General features: G+C 58.9%; 16 protein-coding genes. 12 read left to right on the forward strand and 4 right to left on the reverse strand.

From position 1 onward, the window contains the following. Positions 1–429: a DNA polymerase III subunit chi gene (locus TU81_RS12655; protein WP_008072051.1), complete on the reverse strand. Its 429-nt coding sequence runs from the start codon at positions 427–429 to the stop codon at positions 1–3. 60 nt (positions 430–489) lie between these two features. Further along, entirely contained in the window at positions 490–1980 is a 1491-nt protein-coding gene (locus tag TU81_RS12660; protein ID WP_048395433.1) for a leucyl aminopeptidase, read from the reverse strand. Positions 1981–2275: 295 nt separating this feature from the next. Here TU81_RS12660 and lptF point away from each other — a divergent pair, with 295 nt between their 5' ends. The 8 genes from lptF to pdxJ all read left to right on the forward strand — a co-directional run bounded on the left by lptF (position 2276) and on the right by pdxJ (position 10704). Continuing rightward, positions 2276–3394, forward strand: a complete 1119-nt coding sequence (gene lptF, locus TU81_RS12665) for an LPS export ABC transporter permease LptF (protein WP_038981671.1) — start codon at positions 2276–2278, stop codon at positions 3392–3394. Further along, positions 3387–4448, forward strand: a complete 1062-nt coding sequence (gene lptG / locus TU81_RS12670) for an LPS export ABC transporter permease LptG (RefSeq protein ID WP_038981672.1) — start codon at positions 3387–3389, stop codon at positions 4446–4448. The genes lptF and lptG overlap by 8 nt, the downstream gene beginning before the upstream one ends. A gap of 171 nt (positions 4449–4619) precedes the next feature. After that, on the forward strand, positions 4620–6419 hold the full coding sequence (gene lepA / locus TU81_RS12675) for a translation elongation factor 4 (RefSeq protein WP_038981674.1): 1800 nt from the start codon (positions 4620–4622) through the stop codon (positions 6417–6419). A gap of 5 nt (positions 6420–6424) precedes the next feature. Further along, entirely contained in the window at positions 6425–7279 is an 855-nt protein-coding gene (gene lepB, locus TU81_RS12680; RefSeq protein ID WP_038981676.1) for a signal peptidase I, read from the forward strand. A gap of 184 nt (positions 7280–7463) precedes the next feature. Continuing rightward, the gene (rnc, locus tag TU81_RS12685; RefSeq protein WP_010463056.1) at positions 7464–8153 is read left to right on the forward strand and encodes a ribonuclease III; all 690 of its coding nucleotides are present in this window, start codon (positions 7464–7466) and stop codon (positions 8151–8153) included. Then, entirely contained in the window at positions 8146–9048 is a 903-nt protein-coding gene (gene era / locus TU81_RS12690; RefSeq protein WP_048395436.1) for a GTPase Era, read from the forward strand. The genes rnc and era overlap by 8 nt, the downstream gene beginning before the upstream one ends. A gap of 172 nt (positions 9049–9220) precedes the next feature. Next, complete coding sequence (recO, locus tag TU81_RS12695; RefSeq protein WP_048395438.1) at positions 9221–9907, forward strand: DNA repair protein RecO; 687 nt, start codon at positions 9221–9223, stop codon at positions 9905–9907. A gap of 50 nt (positions 9908–9957) precedes the next feature. Then, on the forward strand, positions 9958–10704 hold the full coding sequence (pdxJ, locus tag TU81_RS12700) for a pyridoxine 5'-phosphate synthase (RefSeq protein ID WP_038981678.1): 747 nt from the start codon (positions 9958–9960) through the stop codon (positions 10702–10704). Between the two features lie 128 nt (positions 10705–10832). Here pdxJ and mltF read toward each other — a convergent pair whose 3' ends face one another. Next, positions 10833–12293: a membrane-bound lytic murein transglycosylase MltF gene (gene mltF, locus TU81_RS12705; protein WP_038981679.1), complete on the reverse strand. Its 1461-nt coding sequence runs from the start codon at positions 12291–12293 to the stop codon at positions 10833–10835. Positions 12294–12567: 274 nt separating this feature from the next. Between mltF and purL the strand changes: the two genes are divergently transcribed. Then, the gene (purL, locus tag TU81_RS12710) at positions 12568–16464 is read left to right on the forward strand and encodes a phosphoribosylformylglycinamidine synthase (protein WP_038981680.1); all 3897 of its coding nucleotides are present in this window, start codon (positions 12568–12570) and stop codon (positions 16462–16464) included. Positions 16465–16469: 5 nt separating this feature from the next. Beyond that, on the forward strand, positions 16470–16781 hold the full coding sequence (locus TU81_RS12715; protein ID WP_038981681.1) for a Nif3-like dinuclear metal center hexameric protein: 312 nt from the start codon (positions 16470–16472) through the stop codon (positions 16779–16781). Positions 16782–17004: 223 nt separating this feature from the next. Here the strand turns inward: TU81_RS12715 and TU81_RS12720 are convergent. Next, positions 17005–18533 (reverse strand): IS3 family transposase gene (locus TU81_RS12720; protein ID WP_390176087.1). Its coding sequence is split into 2 segments (ribosomal slippage): positions 17005–18068 and positions 18068–18533, totalling 1530 coding nucleotides; the frame shifts between segments, so codons are not numbered across the junction. A gap of 633 nt (positions 18534–19166) precedes the next feature. Here TU81_RS12720 and TU81_RS12730 point away from each other — a divergent pair. After that, a complete protein-coding gene (locus TU81_RS12730; protein WP_048395440.1) occupies positions 19167–19805 on the forward strand; it encodes a DUF6036 family nucleotidyltransferase in 639 nt (212 codons plus the stop codon). Then, positions 19789–20241, forward strand: coding sequence for a hypothetical protein (locus TU81_RS12735; protein ID WP_038981687.1), 453 nt, complete (start codon positions 19789–19791; stop codon positions 20239–20241). Before TU81_RS12730 ends, TU81_RS12735 begins: the two co-directional genes overlap by 17 nt. The last annotated feature ends 566 nt before the right edge of the window (positions 20242–20807 follow it).

Here is a 20807-nt window from a genome sequence, read left to right on the forward strand (position 1 = left end):
TCAGAGTCGCTGTAAACGGTGATCTTGCAGAGGATAGCCCTGTTCGCGGTAGAAACGGAAACTCTCCCGCGCAGCCGAACGAATCGTCGGATCTTCCACCACCACTTCCGCCACGCGGGCGAACTGTTTGGCAAATACCGGGACTTTCAGGTCCAGATTGACTAGCAGATCCTGATGTTGACCGCAGTCATCGCCAAGACCCAGGACAATCAAACCCTCCGGCTCGCTTTCAGCGGGACCGTGGGGCACGAAGCTTTCGCCCTTGAAGGCCCACAAACGTGCATCGAGGTCATCACGCTGGGCGGCATCGCTGCAGTGCAGGTAAATGCGATGGCCCATGCGCCAGGCTTTTTCGGTGAGCTTGCAGGCGAAATCCAGCCGTGCCGAAGGATCGGCGCTGGGCAGGATATAGAAGTCGACTTTGGTCATTGCGGTTCCTGAGCCCTGAGCGGCGCCACCCGAAAGTGACGCCGCCCAAGGTCATCGGTTTCAGGCTTTGGCGCGGTCCAGCAGGTATTGGGTCAGCAGGGGAACCGGACGGCCAGTGGCGCCCTTGTCCTTGCCGCCGCTGGTCCAGGCTGTGCCGGCGATGTCCAGGTGCGCCCAGTTCAGGTTCTTGGTGAAGCGCGACAGGAAGCAGGCGGCGGTGATGGCGCCGGCTTTCGGGCCGCCAATGTTGGCGATGTCGGCGAACGGGCTGTCCAGCTGCTCTTGATATTCATCGAACAGCGGCAGTTGCCAGGCGCGGTCGTCGGCGGATTTGCCGGCGCTCAGCAGTTGGCCGATCAGCTCGTCGTTGTTGCCCAGCAGGCCCGACGTGTGGGAACCCAGTGCGACGACACAAGCGCCGGTCAGGGTGGCAATGTCGATCACCGCTTGTGGCTTGAAGCGTTCGGAGTAGGTCAGGGCATCGCACAGCACCAGACGGCCTTCGGCGTCGGTGTTGAGGATTTCCACGGTCTGGCCGCTCATGGTGGTGACGATGTCGCCCGGGCGCGAAGCGTTGCCGCTCGGCATGTTCTCGGCGCAGGCCAGGATGCACACCAGGTTAATTGGCAGTTTCAGCTCAAGCACGGCACGCAGGGTGCCGAACACGCTTGCGGCGCCGCCCATGTCGTACTTCATTTCGTCCATGCCGGCGCCCGGTTTCAGGCTGATGCCGCCGGTGTCGAAGGTGATGCCCTTGCCGACCAGTGCGTATGGCTTCTCGGATTTCTTGCCGCCGTTGTATTGCATGACGATCAGACGCGGCGGCTGGGCGCTGCCCTGGCCAACGGCGTAGAACGAGCCCATGCCCAGGTCCTTGATCTTCTTCTCATCGAGGACTTCGACTTTCAGGCTCTTGAATTCTTTGCCCAGATTCTTGGCTTGCTCGCCCAGGAACGTCGGGTGGCAGATGTTTGGCGGCAGGTTGCCCAGGTTACGGGTGAAGGCCATGCCATTGGCGATCGCAGTGGCGTGGGCCACGGCGCGTTCGACTTCAGCCTGTGCGGCCTTGATGGTCACCAGGGTGACTTTCTTCAGGGAGAGCGGGTCGGCTTTCTGGCTCTTGAACTGGTCGAAGGTGTATTCGCCATCTACCAGGGTTTCTGCCAGCAGGCGGGTCTTGCCATAGCTGTCGCGGCCTTTGACCACGACTTCGTCCAGGGCCAGTACTGCATCGCTGCCGCCCAGGCCTTTAAGGGTGTTGAGGATGCCGGCGATGAATTTGCGGAACGGGCGATCGCCCAGCTCTTCATCCTTGCCCACGCCCACCAGCAACACGCGCTCGGCCTTGAGGTTGGGCAGGCTGTGCAGCAACAGGCTCTGGCCGACTTTGCCGGCCAGATCGCCGCGCTTGAGTACGGCGCTGATGGCGCCACCGCTCAGTTCGTCGAGTTGTTTGGCAACGGTGCCGAGCTTGCGGCCTTCGCCGACGGCAACCACCAGCGTGGCAGTCTTCAACGTTTCCGGGCTAACGCTTTTTACAACCAGTTCCATGTCCGGGTCCCTGAATTAATGGTCCAAGTGCGCGATGCGCAGAGGCTTGCTTATATAAGTAGAAATACGCCGGTGCAGTGCCAGCGACAAAGGCCGCAGTTTGAACCTCGCTGCCTGCGCCTGACAACCCTCGGCTGCACGAACTTCAGCGGTTCACGCGCCTGCTTGAGCATGCGCAGTGACAGGCGGACCCAATCACAGGATAATGCGCATCTTTTTCGGCGGCTCTGCCCTGCGGGCCGCTGATACGTTTGTTTGTTTGGCCGCTTAGCCTGACAACCCTGGAGTGTCTGGTTTGATTGTCTTCCGTTACCTATCCCGCGAAGTCCTGTTGACCTTGAGTGCCGTCAGCGCCGTGCTGCTGGTCATCATCATGAGCGGACGCTTCATTAAATACCTCGCCCAGGCGGCTTCCGGCCAGCTGGATCCGGGTTCACTGTTCCTGATCATGGGCTTCCGTCTGCCGGGGTTCCTGCAGTTGATCCTGCCTTTGGGGCTGTTTCTCGGGATTTTGCTGGCCTACGGTCGCTTGTACCTCGACAGCGAAATGACCGTGCTGTCCGCCACTGGCATGAGCCAACAGCGACTGTTTCGCATCACCTTGTTTCCGGCCACGCTGGTTGCGCTGATGGTGGCATGGCTGAGCCTGAGCCTGGCGCCACAAGGTGCCAACCAGTTCCAGTTGCTGCTGAACAAACAGGACGCACTGACTGAGTTCGATACCCTTGAGCCCGGCCGCTTTCAGGCCCTGCGCGACGGTACTCGGGTGACCTACACCGAGCAATTGTCGGATGACCGCATCAATCTGAGCGGCGTATTCATTTCGCAGAAAAATATAAACTCCGACAAAAAGGATCGCGGGATTTCCGTACTGGTGGCCGAGAAAGGCCGTCAGGAAATTCGCCCCGACGGCAACCGTTATCTGATCCTCGATAACGGCTACCGCTACGACGGTAATCCGGGTCAGGCCGACTACCGTGCCATCAAATACGAGGAGTACGGCGTATTGCTGCCCAAGCCGGACGTCAGCGACGAAGTCACCGATCGCGATGCGATGACCACTCGTTCCCTGCTGGGCAGTGACGACATCCGTTCGCGTACCGAACTGCAATGGCGTCTGTCTCTGCCGCTGCTGGTCTTCATCGTGACCCTGATGGCGGTGCCGCTGTCGCGGGTCAATCCGCGCCAGGGCCGTTTCCTCAAGCTGCTGCCGGCGATTCTTCTTTATATGGCTTACCTGACCATCCTGATTGCCGCTCGCGGCGCCCTCGAAAAGGGCAAGATTGCGCCGGCATTGGGCTTGTGGTGGGTGCATGCAATCTTCCTGGCCATCGGCCTGGGCTTGCTGTACTGGGAGCCATTGCGCTTGAAGATGGCGAGTCGCCGCAGTGCGCTGGAGGTGGCCCGTGGATAAGCTCGATCGCTACATTGGTAGCAGCGTGTTCATGGCGATCCTGGCGGTATTGGGGATCATTCTGGGTCTGGCAACGTTGTTTGCCTTCATCGATGAGATGGGCGACGTAAGCGATACCTACACGCTGGCGGATGTCCTGAGCTACGTGCTGCTGACCGCTCCGCGCCGTCTGTACGACATGCTGCCGATGGCTGCGCTGATCGGTTGCCTGATCGGCCTCGGCAGTCTGGCCAGCCACAGCGAATTGACCATCATGCGCGCTGCGGGCGTATCGCTCGGGCGGATCGTCTGGGCTGTCATGAAGCCGATGCTGCTTCTGATGGCGGTGGGGCTGGTGATTGGCGAATACGTCGCGCCGGCCACGGAAGTCACCGCTCAGGCCAACCGCTCGCTGGCCCAGGGCAGTGGCGACGCGCAAAGCGCCAAGCACGGTCTGTGGCACCGTCAGGGTGACGAGTTCATTCACGTCAACTCTGTGCAACCCAATGGCCTGCTGTACGGCGTGACCCGTTATCGCTTCGACGATCAACGCCACATGTTGTCTTCGAGCTTCGCCAAGCGCGCGGAATTCGATACGGATCACTGGCAACTGAGCGATGTCACGACCACGTTGTTCCATGAAAAGAACACCGAAGTGGTGACGACTCCGGTGGAGCGTTGGGAAGTAGCCCTGAGCCCGCAACTGCTGAGCACTGTGGTGATGGCGCCTGAATCTCTCTCGATCACCGGTCTGTGGAGTTACATCCACTACCTGGCTGACCAGGGCTTGAGCAATGGTCGTTACTGGCTGGCATTTTGGGTCAAGGTGTTGCAGCCGCTGGTGACCGCCGCATTGGTGCTGATGGCGATTTCCTTCATCTTCGGCCCGCTGCGTTCGGTGACCCTCGGTCAGCGGGTCTTTACCGGTGTGTTGGTGGGCTTCACCTTCCGCATCGTTCAGGATTTGCTCGGGCCTTCGAGCCTGGTATTCGGTTTCTCGCCGCTGTTTGCGGTGCTGGTACCGGCCGGTGTCTGTGCCCTGGCCGGGGTCTGGTTGTTGCGCCGGGCCGGTTGATCGCGGGTTATTCCCGAGATTGCTTGTCACTCAAAACGCCCCGGTCGCAAGACCGGGGCGTTTTTGTACGCGCCGTCTGACCTGCAAACGTGACGCTTGCGCCGTGGATCAGGTACAATTCCCGGCTATTTTTCGGCGGGCTATGCCTGCAGCCTTTTTGAGTGTTGATCCGTGAGTGATTTGAGTCATATCCGCAATTTCTCCATCATCGCCCACATTGACCATGGCAAGTCGACGCTGGCCGATCGCTTCATCCAGATGTGCGGCGGCCTTGCCGAGCGCGAAATGGAAGCCCAGGTGCTGGACTCCATGGACCTGGAGCGTGAACGCGGGATCACCATCAAGGCCCACAGCGTCACCCTTTATTACACCGCTCGCGATGGCATCAAGTACCAGTTGAACTTCATTGACACCCCGGGCCACGTTGACTTCACCTACGAAGTCAGCCGGTCGCTGGCGGCCTGTGAAGGTGCATTGCTGGTGGTCGATGCCGGTCAGGGCGTTGAAGCGCAGTCGGTTGCCAACTGCTACACGGCGATCGAGCAGGGCCTGGAAGTCATGCCAGTCCTGAACAAGATCGACCTGCCACAGGCCGATCCGGACCGCGTCAAAGAAGAAATCGAAAAAATCATCGGCATCGATGCCACCGATGCGGTCGAGTGCAGCGCCAAGACTGGCCTGGGCGTCGACGAAGTGCTCGAACGCCTGGTTCACACCATTCCTGCGCCGACCGGCAACTACGAAGATCCGCTGCAAGCGTTGATCATCGACTCCTGGTTCGACAACTATCTGGGCGTTGTTTCCCTGGTCCGCGTGCGTCACGGTCGTGTGAAGAAGGGCGACAAGATTCTGGTCAAATCCACCGGCAAGATCCACCTGGTGGACAGCGTCGGTGTCTTCAACCCGAAACACACCGCCACCGTTGACCTGAAGGCCGGCGAAGTGGGCTTCATCATTGCCGGTATCAAGGACATTCACGGTGCACCGGTCGGTGACACCCTGACCTTGAGCTCCACGCCAGACGTTGACGTGCTGCCAGGATTCAAACGCATTCAGCCGCAGGTGTACGCCGGTCTGTTTCCGGTCAGCTCCGACGACTTCGAAGATTTCCGTGAAGCCCTGCAAAAGCTCACGCTCAACGACTCGTCCTTGCAGTACACCCCGGAAAGCTCCGACGCCCTGGGCTTCGGCTTCCGTTGCGGGTTCCTCGGCATGCTGCACATGGAAATCATCCAGGAGCGCCTGGAGCGCGAGTACGACCTGGACCTGATTACCACCGCGCCGACGGTAATTTTCGAGCTGCTGCTGAAAACCGGCGAAACGATTTACGTCGATAACCCGTCGAAGCTCCCGGACCTGTCGTCGATCGAAGACATGCGTGAACCGATCGTGCGGGCCAATATCCTTGTGCCGCAAGAGCACCTGGGTAACGTCATCACCCTGTGTATCGAAAAGCGTGGCGTGCAGCACGACATGCTGTTCCTCGGTACCCAGGTACAAGTGACCTACGATTTGCCGATGAACGAAGTGGTCCTCGACTTCTTCGATCGTCTGAAATCCACCAGCCGTGGCTATGCTTCGCTGGATTACCATTTCGACCGTTATCAATCAGCTAATCTGGTGAAACTGGATGTGCTGATCAACGGTGACAAGGTCGACGCCCTGGCGCTGATCGTGCACCGCGACAATGCGCACTACAAAGGTCGCCAGTTGACCGAGAAGATGAAAGAACTGATTCCGCGCCAGATGTTCGACGTCGCGATCCAGGCCGCCATCGGCGGGCAGATCATTGCGCGGACTTCCGTCAAGGCACTCAGAAAGAACGTATTGGCCAAATGCTACGGCGGTGACGTTAGCCGTAAGCGCAAGCTGTTGGAAAAGCAAAAGGCCGGTAAAAAACGCATGAAGCAGGTCGGTAACGTGGAGATTCCACAGGAAGCCTTCCTTGCAGTGCTCAGGTTGGATAGTTAGGTCCTATGTCACTAAATTTCCCGCTGTTGCTGGTCATCGCCGTGTTCGTCTGCGGCTTGTTGGCGTTGCTCGATCTGCTGTTCCTGGCGCCACGGCGCCGGGCTGCCATTAACTCTTACCAGGGTAGCGTCAGCCAGGCTGACATGGTGGTGGTCGAGAAACTGAACAAAGAGCCGCTGCTGGTCGAATACGGCAAGTCGTTCTTTCCGGTGTTGTTCATCGTGCTGGTGCTGCGTTCGTTCCTGGTGGAACCGTTCCAGATTCCTTCCGGCTCGATGAAACCGACCCTGGACGTCGGCGACTTCATTCTGGTGAACAAATTTTCTTACGGGATCCGCCTGCCGGTGATCGACAAGAAAGTCATCGAAGTCGGTGATCCACAGCGCGGCGATGTCATGGTGTTCCGCTACCCGAGCGACCCGAACGTCAATTACATCAAGCGTGTGGTAGGCCTGCCGGGTGACCAGATTCGCTACACCGCTGACAAGCGTCTGTTCGTCAACGGTGAGTCGATCGCCGAACAACTGGTCGGCTCCGAGCCGGGCACGTTGGGCAGCGCTGAGCTCTACAAGGAAAAACTCGGCATCGCCGAGCACCTTATCCGCAAGGAAATGAGCCGCTACCGCGCAGCGCCGGATCGTTCGTGGACCGTGCCTGCCGGGCACTACTTCATGATGGGCGACAACCGCGACAACTCGAACGACAGTCGCTACTGGGATGATCCGAGTATTCCCAAGGATCTGCTGGGCATGGTTCCCGACAAGAATATCGTCGGCAAGGCCTTCGCAGTCTGGATGAGCTGGCCGGAACCCAAACTCAGTCACCTGCCGAATTTCTCGCGGGTTGGCCTGATCAAGTAATCACACACGGCGCTGTTGAACACAGCGCCGAATGCATTTCTGGAGTCGGCATAACCGGTGACAGAAGCATGAAAACAACGATATTCAGGACGTTATTTTTGAACACAGCGTTAATTGTCCCAAGCCTGCGCCGCACCACGGCGATGGCGGTGGAATCCAGCCACGAACTCAGCGTGGGTAAACCGTGAGCGTCTCCTTAAGCCGTCTAGAGCGTCAGCTCGGCTACACCTTCAAGGACCAGGAACTGATGGTCCTGGCCCTGACTCACCGCAGCTTTGCCGGGCGCAACAACGAACGCCTGGAGTTCCTCGGTGATGCCATCCTCAACTTCGTCGCTGGCGAGGCGCTGTTCGATCGCTTCCCGCTGGCCCGCGAAGGCCAGTTGTCGCGCTTGCGCGCACGCTTGGTGAAAGGTGAGACCCTGGCCGTACTGGCCCGTGGTTTCGACCTGGGCGAATACCTGCGCCTGGGCTCCGGCGAGTTGAAAAGCGGCGGTTTCCGCCGCGAGTCGATTCTGGCCGATGCCCTGGAAGCGCTGATCGGTGCGATCTACCTGGACGCCGGCATGGACATGGCGCGTGAGCGCGTGCTGGCCTGGCTGGCCGGGGAGTTCGAAGGCTTGACGCTGGTCGACACCAACAAAGATCCGAAAACCCGCCTGCAGGAATTCCTGCAGTCCCGTGGTTGTGAGCTGCCACGTTACGAAGTGGTGGATATCCAGGGTGAGCCACATTGCCGGACGTTCTTCGTCGAATGTGAAATCACCTTACTGAATGAAAAAAGCCGAGGTCAGGGTGTGAGTCGTCGTATTGCCGAACAGGTAGCGGCCGCAGCAGCACTGATTGCCCTGGGTGTGGAGAATGGCAATGACTGATTCAACTGCAACTCGCTGTGGCTATGTTGCCATCGTCGGCCGTCCCAACGTGGGCAAGTCCACGCTGCTGAACCACATTCTGGGTCAGAAGCTGGCGATCACCTCGCGCAAGCCGCAGACCACCCGTCACAACATGCTCGGCATCAAGACCGAAGGCGCCGTTCAGGCGATCTACGTCGATACCCCGGGCATGCACAAGGGTGGCGAAAAGGCCCTGAACCGTTACATGAACAAGACCGCTTCGGCGGCGTTGAAAGACGTCGACGTGGTGATCTTCGTGGTTGACCGCACCAAGTGGACCGACGAAGACCAGATGGTCCTCGAGCGCGTTCAATACGTGACCGGCCCGCTGATCGTGGCGCTGAACAAGACCGACCGTATCGAAGATAAAGCTGAACTGATGCCGCACCTGAGCTGGTTGCAGGAACAGCTGCCGAACGCGCAGATCATGCCGATCTCGGCCCAGCACGGGCACAACCTGGACGCGCTGGAACGAGTGATCGCCGAGCACCTGCCGGAAAACGATCACTTCTTCCCGGAAGATCAGATCACTGACCGCAGCAGTCGTTTCCTCGCCGCCGAACTGGTGCGCGAGAAAATCATGCGCCAGTTGGGCGCCGAGCTGCCGTACCAGATCACCGTGGAAATCGAAGAGTTCAAGCAGCAGGGCAAAACCCTGCACATCCACGCCTTGATCCTCGTCGAACGTGACGGCCAGAAGAAAATCATCATTGGCGACAAGGGCGAGCGCATCAAGCGTATCGGCACCGAGGCGCGCAAGGACATGGAGCTGCTGTTCGACTCCAAGATCATGCTCAACCTGTGGGTTAAGGTTAAGGGCGGCTGGTCCGATGACGAGCGTGCGTTGCGTTCGCTGGGCTACGGCGACCTGTAACACCGGTCTGCGCTGCACCGTAGAACCCTGTGGGAGCGGGCTTGCCCGCGATGAGGATGTAACATTCAGCAGAGATGTTGAATGTAAGTCAGCCATCGCGGGCAAGCCCGCTCCCACATTGGTTTTGGGTTGTTTTTAAAACTGCGCTCCGTCATTGAGAACCCTGACTTCCATGTCTCAAGCCCCCATAGGCCAACCCGCGTACGTCCTCCACAGCCGCGCCTACCGCGAAAGCAGTGCGCTGGTGGATTTCCTTACGCCGCAAGGTCGGCTGCGGGCGGTGTTGCGTAGCGCGCGGGGCAAGGCTGGAACCCTGGCGCGGCCGTTCGTACCGCTGGAAGTCGAGTTCCGTGGTCGGGGTGAGTTGAAAAACGTTGGTCGCATGGAAAGCGCCGGTGTTTCCACCTGGCTCAACGGCGAGGCGCTGTTCAGCGGCCTCTACCTCAACGAATTGCTGATCCGTCTGCTACCGGCCGAAGACCCTCATCCCGCGGTTTTCGATCACTACGCCGCGACCTTGCTCGCCCTGGCCGAAGGCCGTCCATTGGAGCCTTTGCTGCGCTCCTTCGAATGGCGTCTGCTCGACGACCTCGGTTATGGCTTTGCATTGAACACCGACATTCACGGCGACTCCATCGCGCCGGATGGCCTCTACCGTCTACAGGTGGACGCGGGTCTGGAGCGGGTCTATCTGCTGCAACCCGGTTTGTTCAATGGCATCGAACTGCTGGCCATGGCCGACGCTGACTGGTCCGCCCCTGGCGCGTTGTCTGCTGCCAAGCGCCTGATGCGTCAGGCGCTTGCTGTCCATCTGGGCGGTCGTCCGCTGGTCAGTCGCGAGTTGTTTCGCAAGCCGTAGTCTCCCCGTATGCTGTGCACCGAACTTTCCCTTATTTCAGGAGCGCTTCCGTGACCACCAGCAATCGCATTCTTCTTGGCGTGAACATTGACCACGTTGCCACCCTGCGTCAGGCCCGGGGTACTCGTTACCCGGATCCGGTCAAGGCAGCGCTGGACGCGGAAGAGGCGGGCGCTGACGGCATCACCGTGCACTTGCGCGAAGACCGCCGACACATTCAGGAGCGCGACGTGCTGCTGCTCAAGGACGTGCTGCAAACCCGCATGAACTTCGAAATGGGCGTCACCGAAGAAATGATGGCGTTCGCCGAACGCATCCGTCCGGCGCACATTTGCCTGGTCCCGGAAACCCGTCAGGAGCTGACCACCGAAGGCGGTCTGGACGTGGCAGGGCAGGAGGAGCGGATCAAGGCGGCGGTGGATCGTCTGGCGAAGATCGGTTGTGAAGTGTCGCTGTTCATCGACGCAGACGAGCGGCAGATCGAAGCGTCCCGTCGTGTCGGTGCGCCGGCCATTGAATTGCACACCGGGCGTTATGCGGATGCCGAGACGCCAACCGAAGTCGCTGAAGAACTGAAGCGCGTGGCCGATGGCGTGGCATTCGGTCTGGCCCAAGGGCTGATCGTCAATGCCGGTCACGGTCTGCACTATCACAACGTCGAGGCGGTTGCGGCGATCAAGGGCATCAACGAGTTGAACATCGGCCATGCGCTGGTGGCCCACGCGTTGTTCGTCGGGTTCAAGTCGGCGGTGTCGGAGATGAAGGCGCTGATTCTGGCGGCTGCGTTGAAAGGTTAGATCGGCGGCGCTGCCATCGCGGGCAAGCCACGCTCCCACGGGTCCGGGTTGAACGACAATTGTGTGCTCGACGCGGACCTGTGGGAGCGTGGCTTGCCCGCGATGGCGTCTTTGAAGGCGGCGAAGATTTAAAGCGGAGGGGTTTCCTGGCTCGGCTTGGTCTTGTCGACCCCCGGCACATGCAGGTTGCCCTCGGCGACCTGATTGCCTTCCAGCTGCGGCTGCGTCACCCACGTCAGGATATCGTAGTAACGACGGATGTTCGCCACGAAATGCACCGGCTCGCCGCCCCGGGCGTAGCCATAGCGAGTCTTGCTGTACCACTGTTTCTGCGACAGGCGCGGCAGGATTTTCTTCACGTCCAGCCACTTGTCCGGGTTCAACCCTGCCTTGGCCGTCAGTTTGCGCGCGTCATCCAGATGACCACTGCCAACGTTGTAGGCTGCGAGCGCGAACCACGTGCGATCCGGCTCCTGGATCGATTCATCCAGTTGCTCCTTCATGTAGGCCAGGTACTTCGCGCCGCCCATGATGCTCTGTTTGGGGTCCAGGCGATTGGACACGCCCATGGCTTGCGCCGTGTTCTGGGTCAGCATCATCAATCCGCGCACGCCGGTCTTCGACGTGACTGCCGCTTGCCACAGCGATTCCTGATAACCGACCGCGGCCAACAAGCGCCAGTCGACTTTCTCTTTCTTGGCGTACGTCTTGAAATGCTGTTCGTACTTGGGCAACCGCTGTTGCAGATGCTGGGCGAAGGTGTAGGCGCCCATATAACCCAGCACGTCGACGTGCCCGTAATAGCGATCCTTGAGGCGTTGCAGGGTGCCGTTTTTCTTCACTTTGTCGAGATAGGTATTGATCTCGTTGAGCAGGCTGTTGTCTTCGCCGGCGGCCACGGCCCAGCTCTGATTGCTGGCGTCACCGAGATCGAAGGCGACCCGTATGTTGGTGAAGTACACCTGGTTCATCGCGACTTCGTTGGAATCGACCAGGGTCAGGTCGATCTGGCCTTCATCGACCATGCGCAACAAGTCGACCACTTCAACCTGGTCGGATTCTTCGTACTGGATGCCAGGGAATTTCTTTTTCAGCTCCGCCAGTTGCTCGGCGTGGGTGCTGCCCTTGAGCACCATGATCTTCTTGCCGACCAGATCGCCTGCGTCGGTCGGCCGTGACTGACCGTTGCGGTAGATGATCTGTGGGGTGACTTCAAGGTAAGAGTGAGAGAACCGCACCTGCTGTTTGCGTTGCTCGCTGCTGACCAGACCGGCAGCAGCCAGCACCGGGCCATTGGGCTTGCCCACCTGATTGAACAGGTCGTCGAGATTGTCGGCGGTTTCGATCTTGAGTTCGACCCCCAGATCGTCGGCGAAACGCTTCACCAGCTCGTATTCGAAGCCGGTTTCACCGTTGCGATCCTGAAAGTAGGTGGCGGGACTGTTACGGGTAACCACCCGCAGCACGCCATCCTCCTTTACGCGCTCCAGCGTGTTGGGTTTATCAACACAGCCACCGAGCACCAGGAAGAGTCCGGTTGCGATCAGCCATTTGGCGTACCGCGGACGCAAAGCCGTTGGGGAAAACATCTGCGCAGTATACGCAAAGGACCACGAGCGCCATATCTCGACAGCGAAGGGCTTGTCTGCTAGAGAGTCTAAAACCCGCTTGGAGCCCGCAGGAATGGGCCCGAACAGCATTTTGTGACAGAAAAAATAACCCTCGGAGCGCTCCTGTTCAGGGCCCGAATACCCGGCCCGACGTTCGGGTGCAGCCGTGCGTACCGTTTCGGGTGCTGTCGCGGGCGGTTTAGGCTAGAATGCACGGCCTCAAAGCACATCCCTTCCCGAGGCTGTCCCGAAGATGTTGATCCTGCGCGGCGCTCCTGCCCTTTCTGCCTTTCGCCACAGCAAACTCCTTGAGCAACTGAGCCAGAAGGTTCCGGCTGTCAGTGGCTTATATGCTGAATTCGCTCACTTCGCCGAAGTTACCGGCGTCCTGACCGGCGACGAACAGCAGGTGCTCGCGCGCCTTCTGAAGTACGGCCCAAGCGTTCCAGTACAAGAGCCAACCGGTCGTCTGTTTCTGGTGTTGCCACGTTTCGGCACTATCTCGCCGTGGTCGAGTAAAGCCAGCGACATCGCTCGCAACTGCGGCCTGACCAAGATCCAGCGCCTGGAGCGCGGCATTGCGTTCTACGTCGCCGGCCAGTTCAGCGACGCCGAAGCGCAGCTGATCGCAGGCGCGCTGCATGACCGCATGACCCAGATCGTATTGGACAACCTTGAACAAGCCGCCGGCCTGTTCAGCCATGCCGAACCCAAGCCCCTGACCGCGATCGACGTGTTGGGTGGCGGCCGCGCCGCGCTGGAAAAAGCCAACACCGAGCTGGGCCTGGCCCTGGCCGAAGACGAGATCGACTATCTGGTCGCAGCCTTCGTCGGCTTGAAGCGCAACCCGCACGACATCGAGCTGATGATGTTTGCCCAGGCAAACTCCGAGCACTGCCGTCACAAGATCTTCAACGCCAGTTGGGATATCGACGGTCAGAGCCAGGAAAAAAGCCTGTTCGGCATGATCAAGAACACCTATCAGATGCACAGCGAAGGTGTTTTGTCGGCTTATAAGGACAACGCCTCGGTGATCGTCGGCTCCGTCGCTGGCCGTTTCTTCCCGGACCCTGAAACCCGCCAGTACGGCGCGGTGCAGGAACCGGTGCATATCCTGATGAAAGTCGAAACTCACAACCACCCGACCGCGATTGCCCCGTTTCCGGGCGCGTCCACCGGCTCTGGTGGCGAGATTCGTGACGAAGGCGCAACCGGTCGCGGCGCCAAGCCCAAGGCTGGCCTGACTGGTTTCACCGTGTCCAACCTGCAAATCCCGGGCTTCGAACAGCCGTGGGAAGTGCCGTACGGCAAGCCTGAGCGCATTGTTACCGCGCTGGACATCATGATTGAAGGCCCGTTGGGTGGCGCCGCGTTCAACAACGAATTCGGACGTCCGGCCCTGACCGGCTACTTCCGTACCTTCGAACAATCGATCACCACCCCGCGTGGCGACGAAGTTCGCGGTTACCACAAGCCGATCATGCTGGCCGGCGGCATGGGTAACATCCGTGCCGAACACGTACAGAAAGGCGAGATCACTGTTGGCTCCAAGCTGATCGTGCTCGGCGGCCCGGCAATGCTCATCGGTCTGGGCGGCGGCGCTGCTTCCTCCATGGCCACCGGCACCAGCTCGGCGGATCTGGACTTCGCATCCGTACAGCGCGAAAACCCGGAAATGGAACGTCGCTGCCAGGAAGTCATCGACCGTTGCTGGCAGTTGGGTGACAAAAACCCGATCAGCTTCATCCACGACGTCGGCGCGGGCGGTCTGTCCAACGCCTTCCCGGAACTGGTCAACGACGGCAATCGTGGCGGTCGCTTCGAACTGCGCAACATTCCAAACGACGAGCCGGGCATGGCCCCGCACGAAATCTGGAGTAACGAATCCCAGGAGCGCTACGTTCTGGCGGTCGGCCCTGCGGACTTCGAACGCTTCCAGGCGATTTGCGAACGTGAGCGTTGCCCGTTTGCCGTGGTCGGTGAAGCCACTGCCGAACCGCAGCTTACTGTCACGGATAGCCACTTTGGCAACAGCCCGGTGGACATGCCGCTCGAAGTACTGCTGGGCAAAGCCCCGCGCATGCACCGTTCGGCCGTTCGCGAAAACGAGCTGGGCGACGATTTCGATCCGTCGACCCTCGAGATCGCCGACTGCGTCGAGCGCGTTCTGCATCACCCGGCCGTGGCCAGCAAAAGCTTCCTGATCACCATCGGCGACCGCACCATCACAGGCCTCGTGGCCCGTGATCAGATGGTCGGCCCGTGGCAGGTTCCGGTGGCTGACGTTGCCGTCACCGCCACCAGCTTCGACGTCTACACCGGTGAAGCCATGGCCATGGGCGAGCGTACTCCGCTGGCTCTGCTGGACGCTCCGGCGTCGGGCCGCATGGCCATCGGCGAAACCCTGACCAACATCGCGGCGTCGCGCATCGCCAAAATCTCCGACATCAAACTGTCGGCGAACTGGATGTCTGCCGCCGGTCACCCGGGTGAAGACGCGCGCCTGTACGACACCGTGAAAGCAGTCGGCATGGAATTGTGCCCGGACCTCGGCATCACCATTCCGGTGGGCAAGGACTCGATGTCCATGGCCACCCGCTGGAACGACGAAGGCGTCGACAAGACCGTGACCTCGCCGATGTCGCTGATCGTGACCGGTTTCGCGCCCGTGGCTGACATCCGTCAGACCATGACCCCGCAACTGCGCATGGACAAGGGCACCACCGACCTGATCCTGATCGACCTCGGTCGCGGTCAGAACCGCATGGGCGCTTCGATCCTCGCTCAGGTTCACGGCAAACTCGGCAAGCAGGCTCCGGACGTCGATGACGCCGAAGACCTGAAAGCCTTCTTCGCCGTGATCCAGGGCCTCAACGCCGACGGTCACCTGCTGGCTTACCACGACCGTTCCGACGGTGGTTTGCTGACCAGCGTGGTGGAAATGGCCTTCGCCGGTCACTGCGGTCTGAGCCTGAACCTCGACGGTCTGGCAGAAACCTCCGCCGATATCGCCGCGATCCTGTTCAACGAAGAACTGGGCGCTGTGATCCAGGTTCGCCAGGACGCTACTCCAGACATCCTCGCGCAGTTCAGCGCAGCTGGCCTGGGTGACTGCGTGTCGGTGATCGGTCAGCCGATGAACAACGGCGAGATCAGCATCACGTTCAACGGCGACACCGTGTTCGAAGGTCAGCGTCGTCTGCTGCAACGTCAGTGGGCTGAAACCAGCTACCAGATCCAGCGTCTGCGTGATAACGCCGACTGCGCCGAACAAGAATTCGACGTGCTGCTGGAAGAAGACAACCCGGGCCTGAGCGTCAAGCTCAGCTACGACGTCAACCAGGACGTCGCCGCGCCTTACATCAAGAAAGGCATTCGCCCTCAGGTTGCCGTGCTGCGTGAGCAGGGCGTCAACGGTCAGGTGGAAATGGCGGCCGCGTTCGACCGCGCCGGTTTCAACGCAATCGACGTGCACATGAGCGACATTCTGGCCGGCCGTGTCGACCTGAACGAGTTCAAAGGTCTGGTGGCTTGCGGTGGTTTCTCCTACGGCGACGTATTGGGTGCCGGTGAGGGCTGGGCCAAGTCCGCGCTGTTCAACAGCCGCGCTCGCGATGCCTTCCAGGGCTTCTTCGAACGTAACGACAGCTTCACCCTCGGCGTGTGCAACGGTTGCCAGATGATGTCCAACTTGCACGAGCTGATCCCGGGCAGCGAGTTCTGGCCGCACTTCGTGCGTAACCGTTCCGAGCAGTTCGAAGCTCGCGTGGCGATGGTACAGATCCAGGAATCGAACTCGATCTTCCTGCAGGGCATGGCCGGTTCGCGCATGCCGATCGCTATCGCACACGGTGAAGGCCATGCCGAATTCGCCAGCGAAGAAGCGTTGCTGGAAGCCGATCTGTCGGGTTGCGTGGCGATGCGTTTCGTCGACAACCATGGCAAGGTCACCGAGAACTACCCGGCTAACCCGAACGGCTCGCCGCGCGGGATCACCGGTTTGACCAGCCGTGACGGTCGCGTGACCATCATGATGCCGCACCCGGAGCGTGTATTCCGCGCCGTGCAGAACTCGTGGCGTTCGGAAGACTGGAACGAAGACGCACCTTGGATGCGTATGTTCCGTAACGCGCGCGTCTGGGTTAACTAAGCGCCGTGTACAAGCTCAGTTTTTTTGTTCCGGCCAGTCATGTCGAGGTGGTCAAAAGCGCTGTGTTCGCTGCCGGTGGCGGGCGGATAGGGGCTTATGATCATTGTGCGTGGCAGGTGTTCGGGTTGGGTCAGTTTCGGCCTTTGGATGGCAGTCAGCCGTTTATTGGTGAAGCGGGGCAGGTCGAGCAGGTTGAGGAATGGAAGGTTGAGCTTGTGGTCAGCGATGAGTTGATTCGGGCGGTGGTGGTGGCTCTGAAAGAGAGCCATCCCTATGAGACGCCGGCTTACGAGGTGTGGCGGTTGGAGGATTTCTGATCTTCCTGGCCGCTGAAATGAGAAACCCGCTGAAAGTGATTTCAGCGGGTTTTTTATTGGCTGCGATTTAGGGCGTGGCGGCCTTAGGGCCGACCAGGTTTTTGTTGATTGAGTACATATCCATTGCTGCGGTAACGGCGGCTTATGGTTTCGCCCTTACGGCGAGTCCCTTTTGGCAAACGCGGTACGTGTCAAGGTACCTGTCGCCTTGGTACTCCTGCTGCTATGCCATCGCGGCCTTAACATCAGGGCGTTCGGGGTTCAAATACACCGCATCTGCCAATTTCCAGTTGCGCGTTCTGGTACTCCAGCGGCTCGGATTAGCTTCCCTGGCGTCTTCATACAGTGCTGCTCTGGCTTGTAATAGAGCCGTTGCCTTGCCTTCGTGGCGCTCGTTCGGCGTCACGTATTTCAAGGCACTGTGACGGTGGTCTTCGTTGTACCACTCGATAAATTTTTGCACCCAAAGCCTTGCTTCAGTGAGCGTATCAAACGGTTGGTCCGGCCAGAGCGGGCAGTACTTTGCCGTACGAAAAAGTGCTTCGGCGTAGGCATTGTCGTTGCTTACTCGCGGGCGGCTAAATGAAGGCTCGACGCCCAGAGCAACCATGCTTTCGCGTAATAAAGAGCCTCTCATGACGTGGCCGTTGTCCGAGTGCAGCACCAAAGGACGTCCCGCTGTTTGCTCTCGTAGACAGCCCTTTTCAAGCAGCTCACATGCATGCTCGGCGCACTCCACTTCATGCACTTCATTGGCTACCAATTTACGGCTGTAGATGTCCTTGACCATATACCAGTAGAAAAAACGGCCCTTAACTGTGCTCGGCAACCAGGTGATATCCCAGCACCAAACCTGATTGGGGCCCTCAGCACGATGTGTCGTCAGCACTCTGCGTTTCGGGGCTTTGACCCGACCACGGCGAACGTTTTGATTGGCGGCTTTTAATACGCGATAAAAGGTCGATTCCGAAGCCAGATAAATACCTTCATCTGCCAGTTTGGGCACGATCTGGTGGGGTGTGAGGCTGGCGTAGCCAGCCTGATTAGCGGCATCAAGCACTGCTTGGCGTTCTGCCTCGCTGAGTTTATTTGACGGTGCTGTCCGCTGAGCTAGCAGGCGCCCGTCGCCGTCGGTGTGTCGCCAACGTTGAACCGTGCGCAGGCTCAGTCCCAGCTCATCACATGCTCGATATCGGCGAGCCCCACCCAAGACCGCTTCAGTAATCAACTTCATGGCTTGCGTGCGATCAGAGGCGCTGATCAGTCTTCCTTGTCCTTGCCCCAAATCGCATTGGCTTTTTTTCTGAGTTCCAGCAAAGCCTCCGCTTCGGCCCGACCAGCGTCTGATCGGATCAACTGACGCTCCAGCTCTTTGATCCGTCGTTGCTCGGCAGTTTTCTCTGCGCCGGGCTTCAGATCAGCCAAGGTGTTGGCGTTTTGGCAGGCTTCGCGCCATTGCTGGATTTGCTCCGGATAAATGCCCTTTATTCGGCAATATTGAGAGATCTCCACCTCGCTCAACGGTGCGGTTTCCATGACGGCATTGAATTTGTCGGCGCTGGACCATTGATCACTGGTCTTTCCGTTCCCGGGCACGATCAGACCTTTATCTCTAGCCATTTGTCTCCAGTTACGCAGTGACTGTGGCGTGAGTTTGAGCGCAATCGCGAGCTCTGCCACCGAGCGATTAAGGGGCGGCATCATCTGCAGGACAACCCAGTCTTTGAAGTTGTCGTCATAACGTTTGGGCATTGCTAAATACCTTCGCCCTCTTGAATGAATGAGTCAATCAACAAGGGCGACAGGTAGCCTGACACGGAGGGAACGCCCCAAAAGGAACCAAAAGGTCTCGCCCCAAGCGTCCGGCCCCTCGCTGAGGCTCGGCGTTCCTTCGCTCCGGTATCCATCTGGGGGCATCGCCCTACGGTCTGCTTCGCTACGACCTACATGCGATGGGTTCGACTGCGTCGAACGGCGCTGCGCGCCAATCCCCAGATGAACACCTCCACTCAGCCTCCCGAAGGGGCGGGTGGATCAAAATCAAAAGCCAGATCAAAAGCTGCAAGCGAGCTAACGCTCGGCCTGTTGAGTGGTGAGGGGCGGGTGTACGCCGCTCCACTGTGGGAGCGGGCTTGCCCGCGATGGCGGCCTGACAGCCGACCAATCTCTCAGACATACACCGCCCTACTTGTAGGAGCGAGGCTTGTCCGCGAAGACGGCCTTACAGGCAACGATGTTTATTGATCAGAAAAAACATCAGAACCTTCCCACAAGACTTTCAGGTTGTCCGTCGGAAGTGGCCTCTCTAACGTTTCGGTATCGCTGCCAATTCAAGCTGCCAGATAGTTTGTCAGGCGCCCATATCAGTGATTGAGGTTCAAAAAAATGATATTGCCTGACGTAATCACTCCCCGCGTTAATACGAACACGGCGTTGGGACGGGCCTTGATTTCGATGTTCAAATCTGTCGAAGCAGAGCTGGCACTTGAGAGCGCAGAATCAGGGGCGGTGAAAGTCATCGTGTTCGGTGGGTGCGCCGTTCACCTCTACACAAATCATCGTGTTTCCACAGACGTCGATGCCGAGTTTTATGAAGCTTCTGTCCCTGAAGGCCTCCATCTTCAGACCTTGCTCGCGGAGGTTCCTGAGCAATTTGTCGATGAGCGAACCGGTCGATTGATGGAGCTGAACTATGACCTTCAATACAACACAAGTTTTGGCCCCATTCACGAGGATTACTGGGGACGGAGTATTCCTCTCATAGAGTTCCCGGTTGAGTCTCCGTTGCACGTTCACATTGCGGCACCTATCGACATTGCCATCTCCAAACTGGGCAGGGCCACAGATCAAGACGTTGGCGATATCATGATGCTTCTCCGGGCTGGCTTCATAGTGACCACCGAGCTTCGTCGACTGGCATTGCAGGCGATTGATGTATATGTTGGCAACAAAGAGCCACCAGCATCCGTTCTTACCCATATTTTGCAAGACTACTTGGAGAATACAGATGACGAAGCCCGCTAACGGCCACGTCCTCTCATCCGCCTTGGACACATTGGTCAAACGTCCTCTAAATCAAGCAGATGACGCGGCGCTTGTGAGCGCGGCTAAAGCTGTTTGGTACTCGAAATTGAATCTTGAAAGTGAGGTGACAGCGTTCCTGAACTGCCACTCTGATGAGGTGGAAGTTCGACGTGCAGGTTATCTGCTCGAACGATTCACTCGCTTTGCCTGCGTGTCTGATAGCCGCGTGTCGGAAACCCTTAACGCTATTGAGCTTTTTGCACACTCGACTTCCAAGCATGAAGTGATACCGCAAGCAACCGTACCGCTTCGTCGGCGCCGTGATGAACTCGCCATTGCTTGGGGGCTGAATGAAGGCCTTGGCTTGAAGGCTCAATCCCTCATGCCTTTCCAGACTAGGCACTACGAAGCTGAGCAGCGCGCAACGTTTTCCTGAGCTTAAGCTGCATGGCAAGAACCCGGCCTAGGTCGGGTTTTTGCTGTCCGCTTGGATAAGTGATGGCGTTTATTCATCAGGCAAAACATCAGAACCTTCCCACAATACTTTCAGGTTGTCCGTCGGAAGTGGGTTCTCTAACCTTTGGCTGTCGCTGCCAATGCAGTGACCGGGACTGCAAGCCCGAAGAATCGTTAGGCGCTTATAGGCGCCGCATCAATAAGTGATGTCGGTCGCTCCAATTTTTTAGGAGCTCCACCATGATCAAAGACAATCCCGATCTCCCAGAAACAGACGTAGAAGATGTGGAAACAAACATGGAAAACGAATCCGTTTCCCCCTACGCCTGCCTCAATTCCAAAAAGCTCCACGACGCCGCAATCCGTGCACTCGATCACTATCTCGCGCCACCTTCCCAAAAGAAGGCCAAAGCCGGCCAGCGTCCAAGCACGATCTTCGTGGTCGTGAGGGCCTCTTCGCGGGCAAGCCTCGCTCCTACAGGGGAGTGGTGTCGATATTTAACATGCGACCGACACATAACCCGTAGGAGCGAGGCTTGCCCGCGA

It is taken from the genome of Pseudomonas lini, assembly GCF_001042905.1.
GTDB classification, from domain to species: domain Bacteria; phylum Pseudomonadota; class Gammaproteobacteria; order Pseudomonadales; family Pseudomonadaceae; genus Aquipseudomonas; species Aquipseudomonas lini.

Coding starts and splice junctions, on each gene's coding strand:
- TU81_RS12655 (WP_008072051.1), bottom strand. CDS start 429: ATGACCAAAGTCGACTTCTATATCCTGCCCAGCGCCGATCCTTCGGCA.
- recO (WP_048395438.1), top strand. CDS start 9,221: ATGTCTCAAGCCCCCATAGGCCAACCCGCGTACGTCCTCCACAGCCGC.
- TU81_RS12735 (WP_038981687.1), top strand. CDS start 19,789: ATGACGAAGCCCGCTAACGGCCACGTCCTCTCATCCGCCTTGGACACA.
- lepB (WP_038981676.1), top strand. CDS start 6,425: ATGTCACTAAATTTCCCGCTGTTGCTGGTCATCGCCGTGTTCGTCTGC.
- purL (WP_038981680.1), top strand. CDS start 12,568: ATGTTGATCCTGCGCGGCGCTCCTGCCCTTTCTGCCTTTCGCCACAGC.
- mltF (WP_038981679.1), bottom strand. CDS start 12,293: ATGTTTTCCCCAACGGCTTTGCGTCCGCGGTACGCCAAATGGCTGATC.
- TU81_RS12730 (WP_048395440.1), top strand. CDS start 19,167: ATGATATTGCCTGACGTAATCACTCCCCGCGTTAATACGAACACGGCG.
- TU81_RS12660 (WP_048395433.1), bottom strand. CDS start 1,980: ATGGAACTGGTTGTAAAAAGCGTTAGCCCGGAAACGTTGAAGACTGCC.
- era (WP_048395436.1), top strand. CDS start 8,146: ATGACTGATTCAACTGCAACTCGCTGTGGCTATGTTGCCATCGTCGGC.